We start from the raw sequence: 8,572 nt of genomic DNA on the forward strand, positions 1-8,572 counted from the left end.
GACCGGCTGCTGTCCCGGGTGAACGGCGACCTCGTGGACGTGGTGCGGCCGGGGGCCGAGGACCTCGTCGAGCTGCGCTGGCTGGTCGAGCGGCACGCCGACCTCACCCGGTCCTCGCGCGTCGCTTTGCTGCTGAAGGACTGGGAGGCGACGGCCGACGCCGTGTGGCAGGTCGTGCCCAAGGACCGGGCCCGCCGCATCGCCGGCCGCCAGGCCGGTCGCGTGGCGGCCGCGTGACACACTCCGCGCCATGCCGACCCGCCTCGACCTGACCCCCGACGAGCTGCTGACGACCACCCGGTCCGTCCGCAAGCGGCTCGACCTGAGCCGCCCGGTCGAGCGGGAGGTGGTCGAGGAGTGCCTGGAGCTGGCCGTGCAGGCCCCGACCGGGTCGAACCGCCAGGCCTGGCACTGGGTGGTGGTCGACGACCCCGACGTCCGCCGGGGCCTCGCCGACCTCTACAGGCCGAACTTCGACGCGTACATCGACACCCCGGGGCCGAGCTACGGCGAGGGCGACGTCCGCACGGCGAGGATGGACCGGGTGCGGGACTCGGCCCGTCACCTCCGCGACCACCTGCACGAGGTGCCGGTCCACGTCGTGCCCTGCCACTGGGGCCGGGTGCCGGAGGGCGCCCCGACCGTGGTGCAGGCCGGCTTCTGGGGCTCGATCCTGCCGGCCGTGTGGAGCTTCATGCTGGCCCTCCGCTCCCGCGGCCTCGGCAGCGCGTGGACGACCCTGCACCTGCCCAACGAGCGGGAGGCGGCCGAGCTGCTCGGCATCCCCTACGAGCGCTGCACCCAGGTCGGGCTCATCCCCGTCGCCTACACCCTCGGCACGGACTTCCGCCCGGCCCCCCGCCAGCCGCTCGACCAGGTCCTCCACTGGAACCGGTGGTAGGCCCGGGCGGCGCCGGCGAGCGCCAGGCCCGGCCCCCGTTCGAGCGGCTCGCCATCCCCGCGTTCGTCGTCGCCCTGCTCGGCCTGCTCGTGGCGCCGCTGATCCTCGGCATCGCCGCGTTCGTGCTCGGCCTGGTGTCGGTCCGCCACCTCACCCGGGAGCCGGGCGCCTACCGGGGGCGGGGCCTCGCCATCGCCGGCATGGTCATCGGCGCGGTGAACGCCGTCGTCGGGCTGCTCTACACGCTCTCGGTCGTCAACGACACCACCCCGGGCTGACCCGCCGGCCCGCCGACCCTGGCGGCCGGTCAGCCCCTGGTGAGCTCGCAGCGGGGGTCGACGACCGGCTCGCCGAGGGGCGGCGGGTGGTCGGGCCCGTCGCTCGGCTTCCACTCCACCGCGGCCCGCAGCTGGCGGAGGGCCTTGGCGTTGCTGGCCAGGTCGTGGGGCCCGTTCATGCAGTCGTGCCCGAGCATCGGCGAGCCGGCCTCGTCGAGGGCCCGGAGGAACAGCTGGCCCTGGCCGGCCGCCCCCGTCGTGTCCTTGGCCCCCCAGATGAAGTGCCAGCGGGTCGTCGGGAAGGCGTGGACGGCGGACGGCGAGCCCGCGGCCAGGCTGTTGGCCGCCCAGGCCGGCGCGAACGACGGGTCGAACGGGTTCGACTCGCACGGGCCGGCGGTGGCCGCCCCGCCGTCCCAGGCGCCGTCGATGCGGGCCCGCGCCGGCGAGCGCCCGACCTCGAGGAACTGGAACGGCGACACGGGGGTGGACCGGTCGCACGCCTCGTACAGGTCGCTCTCGGCCGGGCCGCTCATCTCGAGGGCGGCGTCGACCAGGCCGCCGAGGCCGTGGAACACGAGCGGGTAGGCCACCTGCGCCGTCCCCGCGCTCGTGCCGATCAGGCAGAAGCCGCACACGCCGTCGCCGGCGACGGGCTGGGCGCCGCTCGCCGCGTACGCGCCGGCGCCCCACTCGACGGCGGCCGCCGGACGGCACGTGAGGGCGACGTAGCCCTGGGTGCCGTGGGCGTAGGGCTCGTCCCAGGCGACCTCGACGGTGCGGTAGCCGCGGACGTGCAGGTCGTCGACGAAGGCCCGGCGCTCGGGCGTGCCGCCCCAGTACTCCATGCCGTCGTTGCCGACGAACAGCATGACGATGCCCTTCAGGCGCGTCCCGAGGTGGGCGCCGACCGCCATCCGCCCGTCGATCGCCGGCACGTCGGCGTACGGCGCCGCGCACGTCACCCGGAACGTCGAGCAGGTGTAGCCGCCGGCCGGGCAGCCGTCGGGCGCCTCGCCGGTGATCGTGAGGGTGCCGGCCGTCCGGGCGGCGGCCGTCGCCGGCGCCGGCGAGAGCGCCACCAGCGCGGCACAGAGCAGGGCGACCGCCGAGGCCACGGCGGCGCCCCGGGTGGAGGGGGGCATGGCCGACGAAGGTACCGGGGCGGGTGGCGGCGGTCACGGGCGGCCGGGGGACTTGGCGAGGAATTGAGCATCCCTGGGGCCCGGTTCGTGCCCGCCGTCCGGTTCGCCCCGCTCCGACCCGGGCGCGGCGGCGGGCGCGGCGGTACCCTGCCGGCGCGCCGCTCGCCGGCGCCCTGGGGAGGGGATGACGATGATCGTTCGAGCGCTGTTCGCCGTGTCCGTGCTCGCCGCGCTCCTGGGGACGACGCCCGCCGGGGCGGCGACGGCGCCGAAGCTCCGGGTCGACCCGGCCGCCGGCATCGTCGACCTCCAGCACGTGCAGGTCGCCGGGACCGGGTTCCGGCCCGGCTCCACCGTCTCGCTGACCGTCTGCCTGGCCGGAGCGACGGCGCCGGAGGAGTGCACCGGCGACGCGTTCATGCTGCCGGTCGACGCCGCGGGCCGCTTCTCCGACGACCTCGCCGTCCGGCGCTTCTTCACCACGCCCGCCGGCGACGTCGACTGCGCGGACGCGCCGGGCACGTGCGAGCTCCTCGCCTTCGTCCCGGGCCGGTGGAGCACCGTGCTGGCCCGCACGCCGCTCGCCTTCGACCCCGACGCGCCGCCGGCCCCGCCCCTCGAGACCAGCTGGACGATCGACGCGTTCGGGACCGTCGACGAGGCCGGCGTGGCCACCGTGAGCGGGTCGGTCCGGTGCTCGCGGGCCGTCGACGCCAGCGTCCACCTCTACCTCCAGCAGGCGGCGACCGGCGTGCGCCAGGCCTGGCTCGGGCCGCTGTCGTGCGCCACCGTGCGCATGCCCTGGTCGGTCAAGGTGCGGGTCCGCCACTCGTCGGTCCGCTTCGAGCCCGGCCCGGCCCACGTGAACCTGTACGGCTACGGGTTCGACTACTACGGCGTCCACGAGGACCACGTGCTGGCCGACATCACGCTCCGCCCGGAGGACTGAGGCCGGCCGCCACCGGCCGACGCCGCCGTCCCGCGTCTCCTAGCGTCGCCGGCATGCCGGCGCCGGAGATCCGCGAGGACGACCCGTGGCGGGAGGACGTCCGGCGGCTCGTCGCCCGCCACCTCGCCTTCGCCGACGCCGAGAGCCCGCCCGAGGACGTCCACGCCCTCACCGTCGACGGGCTGGCCGACCCGGCCGTCACCTTCTACAGCGCGCGGGTCGCCGGCCGGCTCGTCGCCGTGGGGGCCCTCCGGCACCTCGACGCCGAGCACGCCGAGATCAAGTCCATGCACACCGTCGCGGAGGCGCGCCGGCAGGGCGTCGGGCGGGCGATGCTCGCGCACCTCGTCGCCGTCGCCCGCTCCCGCGGCTACCGGCGGCTCAGCCTGGAGACGGGAACGACCGAGGGGTTCGCGCCGGCCCGGTCGCTCTACCGGCGGGCCGGGTTCACGCCCTGCGAGCCGTTCGCCGGCTACCGGTCGAGCCCCTACAGCGTGTGCATGACGATGGCGCTCGACTGAAGGTCAGTCGGCGCCCGGCCGGCGCTCCGGCTCGGCGTCGGGGTCGCCCTTGTAGCCCGGCGGGAACGTCGCCGCCAGCTCCTCGGCGGTCGGCTCCCGCCGCTGCCGCGCCTCGTCGGGGAGGAGGTCGACGATGGCCGCCATGATCCGCCTCGTGTCGGCGTCCACGCTGCGGTGGTAGAGCTTGACCGGCGGCCCCACCCGCACCCGCACGACCGGCGCGCCGGTCACGTTGAGCACGTTCGGCAGGCGCGCGTTGCGGGGCCAGACCTTCTCGGTCCCCCACAGCCCGACCGGCACCACCGGCACCTTCGCCATCGCCGCCAGCCGGGCCGCGCCCCACCGGCCCTTCAGCTCGGGGTCGAAGAACGCCCGGCCCCTGGGGATGGTGCCCTGGGGCATGATCGCCACGAGCTCGCCGGCCCGCAGGGCGGCGGCCGCCTCCCTGAGCGGCTCGTCCGACCCGGTGCCCCGGTCCACCCGGATGCCGCCCATCGCCTTGGCCAGCTGGCCGATCACGGGCGCGTCGAACACCTCCTTCTTGCCGAGGAAGCGCACCGGCCGGCCCCGCTTGGCGAGGGTGACGGCCATGGCCGTCACGTCGAAGTAGCTGCGGTGGTTGGCGACGACGATGGCGCCGCCCGTGGCCGGGAGGTGCTCGACCCCCTTGATGTCGAAGCGGGCGTAGGGGATCAGCTCCGGGCGGGCGAGCGGCAGCAGCACCCGCTGGGGCTCGAGGCCGGCGAGCTTGGGCACGCCCGGCGGCACGTCGAGGAACACCGTCGGCCAGCGCCGCAGGGCGGCGACGACCCGGAGCCTGGGGTCGGGGTTGACGGCCACGGGGTGGGCGACGGCCGACAGCAGGGGCACGTCGTAGAAGCTGTCCGAGTAGGCCCAGCTGTCGGCGACCGACACGCCGTGCCGGTCGGCCCACTGGGTGACGGCCGACAGCTTCCCGGGGCCCCACACGAACGGGCCCTCGATGGTGCCGTCGTAGCGGCCGTCGTCGCCCTCGTGGTAGCGGGTGGCGACCACGTCGTCGAAGCCGAGCTCGTCGGCGAGGGGCCGCACGAGGTCGAGCGGCGTCGTCGTCGCCATCACCAGCCGGCGCCCGGCGGCGCGGTGCTCCTCGAACAGCGGCCGGGCGTACGGCTGCACGGCGTTGGCGAGGCCGGTGGCGGCGTGGCGGCCCGCCTCCCGCACCGCCTCGGCCGACCAGCCGGCCGCGTAGCGGGCCGCCCGGCGGGTGAGCAGCATGCTCGGGAGGGTCTCGCCGACCACGTTGTAGAGCTGGTACACGAGCCGCTCGCCGGGGAACGAGCGGTCGAGGACGCCGGCCGCCTTCAACGCCTCGGTGATGACAGGGCCGCTCGCGCCCTGGAGCAGCGTGCGGTCGAGGTCGAAGAACGCCGCGGTCTCGGCCACGGGCCGGAGGGTACCCCGCACCCTGCGCCCGGCACCCGCCCGGGAACGAACGAAGGGACCGGCTGGGGGGGAGAGCCGGTCCCTTCGACGAGGTTCCGAGGGTGGGGGGGCCGGCCCTCGAACCGTGTGCGGAGCGGTGGGGGGAGGGAGAACCGCTCCAGCGTTGTGCGGTCATCATCTCCCCGGCCCTGCCATCTGTCCAACAGTTCTTGGCGATACCCGGCATCATGGATGGCGATGGACCTCCGCCAGCTCGCCGCCCTCGTCGCCGTCGCCGACCGCCGCAGCTTCTCGGCGGCGGCCCGCGCCCTGCACACCGTGCAGTCGAACGTGTCGACCCACGTCGCCCGGCTGGAGCGCGAGCTCGGGGTCACCCTCGTCGACCGCTCCTCCGGGAAGCTGACCGACGAGGGGGAGGCCGTCGTGGCCCGGGCCCGGCGGGTGCAGGCCGAGGTCGAGGCGCTGCTGGCCGACGTCGCCTCGCTGGGCGCCGCCGTGTCCGGCTCGGTGCGCCTCGGGGTGATCGGCACGACGGCGCGGTGGCTCGTCCCCCGCCTCCTCGTCGCCATGCGGGACCGCCACCCCCGGGTGGAGCTGGTCGTCGTCGAGGCGACCACCACCACGCTCGGCCCCCAGGTCATCGGCGGGCAGCTCGACCTCGCCGTCGTCAACCTGCCGTGCGCCGACGACGACCTCGCCGCCGAGCGCCTCTTCGACGAGGACCTGCTCGTCGTCGCCCCCGACGGGCACCCGCTGGCGGCCAGGGAGCGGGTGACCCTCGCCGAGCTGGCCCGCCACCCGCTGCTCCTCGGGCCCCAGGGGACGGCGTTCAGGGACGACCTCGACGCCGAGGCGGCCAGGGCCGGCGTGGAGCTGCGGCCCCAGGCCGAGATCGACGGGCTGCGGCTGGTGGCGTCGCTCGCCTTCGAGGGGTTCGGGGCGGCCGTGGTGCCGGCGAGCGCCGTCCCCGGGTGGCTGTCGGGCGCGTGGGCGAGGGTGACGGTGGACGACCTCGCCCGGCGACAGGTCGGCGTCGCCACCCGCCGCAAGGGGCTGCTGTCGGCGCCGGCGCGGGCGCTGATCGACGTGCTCCGGGACGTCGTCGCCACCCAGCTGGGCGACCAGCCCGGCCTGCACCCGCCGGGCGGCGGGTAACGCGGCGGGCGCCGGCCGGGTCGGTCCCCGTGATGACGATCGGGCTCCGGGCCGGCCATGCGGGGGTGGCGGCGGCGGCCGTCGACACGGTCGGGGGCCACCCGGCCGTCGTCGCCTCGGTGGCCGGCGGCGAGCGGGGCGGCGCGCTCACCGGCGCCGACGGCGACACGCTGGTCGCCGCGGCCGAGGCGGCGCTCGACGCCAGGGTGCCGCTCGTCCTCCTGCTCGCCTCGAGCGGCGCCGACGCCGACGCCGGGATGGACGGCCTGCGGGCGTGGGGGCGGGCGGCGGCGGCCGTCGCCCGGTGCTCGGGGGTCGTCCCGGTGGTGGCGGCCGCCGTCGGGCCGGTCGTGTCGGGCTCGGCCCTGCTCCTCGGGCTGGCCGACCAGGTGGTGATGACGGCCGGCGCGTACGCGTTCGTCACGGGGCCGTCGACCGTCGAGGCGGTGACCGGCGAGCGGCTCGACGCCGACGGCCTGGGCGGCGCCCACGTGCACGGGCGGCGGACCGGGGTCGCGTCCCTGGTCGCCGGCGACGCCGACGAGGCCGTCGCCCTGGTCGGCACCCTGCTCGGCCACCTCCCGCCCCACACGGACGTCCCGGCGCCGCCCCGCCCGACCGCCGACCCCACCTGGCGGCCCACCCCCGAGGCCGGGGCCGTCCTGCCGGCGACGGCCAGCGGGAGCTACGACGTGCGGGACGTCGTCGCCGCCGTGGTGGACGACGGCGACCTGCTGGAGCTGCGGCCCCACTGGGCGCCGAACCTGGTGACGGCGCTGGCCGCCATCGGCGGGCGGCGGATCGGTGTCGTCGCCAACCAGCCCCGGTCGATCGCCGGCACCCTCGACATCCCGTCGTCGCAGAAGGGCGCCCGGTTCGTCGCCTTCTGCGACGCGTTCAACCTGCCGCTGCTCACCTTCGTCGACACGCCCGGCTTCTATCCGGGGAAGGACCTCGAGTGGCGGGGGATGATCCGCCACGGCGCCCAGCTCGCCTTCGCCTACGCCAGGGCGACGGTGCCGCGGGTGTGCGTGGTGCTGCGCAAGGCGTACGGCGGGGCGTACATCGTCATGGACTCGGCGACGATGGGCAGCGACCTGTGCCTCGCCTGGCCGTCGGCCGAGGTGGCGGTGATGGGGGCCAAGGGGGCGGTCGAGATCCTGCACCGGCGGGAGCCGCCCGAGGTGCGGGAGGAGCTCGAGGCGGCGTACGCCGAGCGCCTGCTGAACCCCTACGTCGCCGCCGAGCGGGGGCTGCTCGACGCCGTCATCGACCCGGCCGACACCCGCCGGGAGGTGGCGTCCGCCCTCGAGCTGCTGGCCGACAAGCGGGAGCGGCTGCGGCCGAGGCGGCACGACAACACCCCGCTCTAAGGGCGGGGTCGCCGCTGCCGACAGGGCGAGCGGTGACGATCGACCGCCATGCGCGCTGCCCGCAGTGCCAGAACGTGCTCATCCAGGGCCGCTGCACCTGGCACGGCGCACCGGCCCCCGAGCCCGAGGCGCCGAGGCCGGGAGCGGCGCCGGCGGCTGCGGCGCCGCCGCCGGAGCAGCCGGCCAAGTCGTCCTGGCGCGCCAAGCTCACCCGCAAGTCGCCCGCCCCCGACCCCGCCCCGGCCACGCCCGCGGCGACCGGCGCCCGCCCGTCGGCGCCCTCCGGCACCGGCGCGGGGCCGTCCGCGAACGGCGCCCCGAAGCCCGCACCGGCAGTCGGGCACGGCGCCCCGCCCCCCTCGCCCACCGGCAACGGCGCCCAGGCGCCCGCGCCCACCGGCCACGGCGCCCCGCCCCCCTCGCCCGGCGGATACGGCGCCCCGCCGGCCACGGCGCCCGCCGGCCACGGCGCCCCGCCGCCCTCGCCCGCCGGGCCCGGCGGCCCGCCGCCGATGCCGTCGGCGTCGGAGACGGTGCCCGCCGCCGGGCCGGCCGTCCCGATCGCGGCGGCAGCCCCCGAGCCGGGGCCCGCCCTCCCCGTGCGCACCCCGGCGGCCAGCGGCACCCCGGCGACGCCGCCGGCCTGGCCCACCCCGGCGGCCGACCGTTCGATCCCGCCGGCGCCCCGCCCGGCCTGGCCGGACGGCGCCCCGCCCGCCGCCGACCTCCCGACCCGCACCGCCGCGCCCAGCCCCGCCCCCCGCCCCACCTGGCCCGACGCCGGGGCCACGGTGACGGCCGCCGCCGGAGCGCCGCCGGCGACCC

10 protein-coding genes are annotated in these 8,572 nt (G+C 77.3%); 8 read left to right on the forward strand and 2 right to left on the reverse strand.

What is annotated here, in order from left to right; translation table 11 throughout:
• From VGB14_15610 to VGB14_15620, 3 genes are all read left to right on the forward strand, one after another.
• Positions 1–237: hypothetical protein (locus VGB14_15610; GenBank protein ID HEX9994356.1), on the forward strand; the 237-nt coding region annotated here is incomplete at its 5' end.
• Positions 238–250: 13 nt separating this feature from the next.
• Positions 251–901, forward strand: coding sequence for a nitroreductase family protein (locus VGB14_15615; protein HEX9994357.1), 651 nt, complete (start codon positions 251–253; stop codon positions 899–901).
• Positions 895–1,179, forward strand: a complete 285-nt coding sequence (locus VGB14_15620) for a DUF4190 domain-containing protein (GenBank protein HEX9994358.1) — start codon at positions 895–897, stop codon at positions 1,177–1,179. Before VGB14_15615 ends, VGB14_15620 begins: the two co-directional genes overlap by 7 nt.
• 29 nt (positions 1,180–1,208) lie before the next feature.
• Here VGB14_15620 and VGB14_15625 read toward each other — a convergent pair whose 3' ends face one another.
• Positions 1,209–2,324, reverse strand: a complete 1,116-nt coding sequence (locus tag VGB14_15625) for a hypothetical protein (protein HEX9994359.1) — start codon at positions 2,322–2,324, stop codon at positions 1,209–1,211.
• Positions 2,325–2,514: 190 nt separating this feature from the next.
• On the opposite strand from VGB14_15625, the gene VGB14_15630 reads away from it, so the two are divergent.
• Positions 2,515–3,273: a neocarzinostatin apoprotein domain-containing protein gene (locus tag VGB14_15630; GenBank protein HEX9994360.1), complete on the forward strand. Its 759-nt coding sequence runs from the start codon at positions 2,515–2,517 to the stop codon at positions 3,271–3,273.
• Positions 3,274–3,326: 53 nt separating this feature from the next.
• Entirely contained in the window at positions 3,327–3,794 is a 468-nt protein-coding gene (locus tag VGB14_15635; GenBank protein HEX9994361.1) for a GNAT family N-acetyltransferase, read from the forward strand.
• A 3-nt stretch (positions 3,795–3,797) separates the two neighbouring features.
• On the opposite strand, the gene VGB14_15640 is transcribed toward VGB14_15635, so the two are convergent.
• A complete protein-coding gene (locus tag VGB14_15640) occupies positions 3,798–5,219 on the reverse strand; it encodes an HAD-IB family hydrolase (GenBank protein ID HEX9994362.1) in 1,422 nt (473 codons plus the stop codon).
• Positions 5,220–5,456: 237 nt separating this feature from the next.
• On the opposite strand from VGB14_15640, the gene VGB14_15645 reads away from it, so the two are divergent.
• From VGB14_15645 to VGB14_15655, 3 genes are all read left to right on the forward strand, one after another.
• On the forward strand, positions 5,457–6,374 hold the full coding sequence (locus VGB14_15645) for a LysR family transcriptional regulator (protein ID HEX9994363.1): 918 nt from the start codon (positions 5,457–5,459) through the stop codon (positions 6,372–6,374).
• Between the two features lie 32 nt (positions 6,375–6,406).
• Positions 6,407–7,747: a carboxyl transferase domain-containing protein gene (locus tag VGB14_15650; GenBank protein ID HEX9994364.1), complete on the forward strand. Its 1,341-nt coding sequence runs from the start codon at positions 6,407–6,409 to the stop codon at positions 7,745–7,747.
• Between the two features lie 32 nt (positions 7,748–7,779).
• The coding region (locus VGB14_15655) for a hypothetical protein (protein ID HEX9994365.1) at positions 7,780–8,572 on the forward strand (793 nt) is incomplete at its 3' end.

Source organism: Acidimicrobiales bacterium, from assembly GCA_036399815.1.
GTDB lineage: Bacteria > Actinomycetota > Acidimicrobiia > Acidimicrobiales > DASWMK01 > DASWMK01.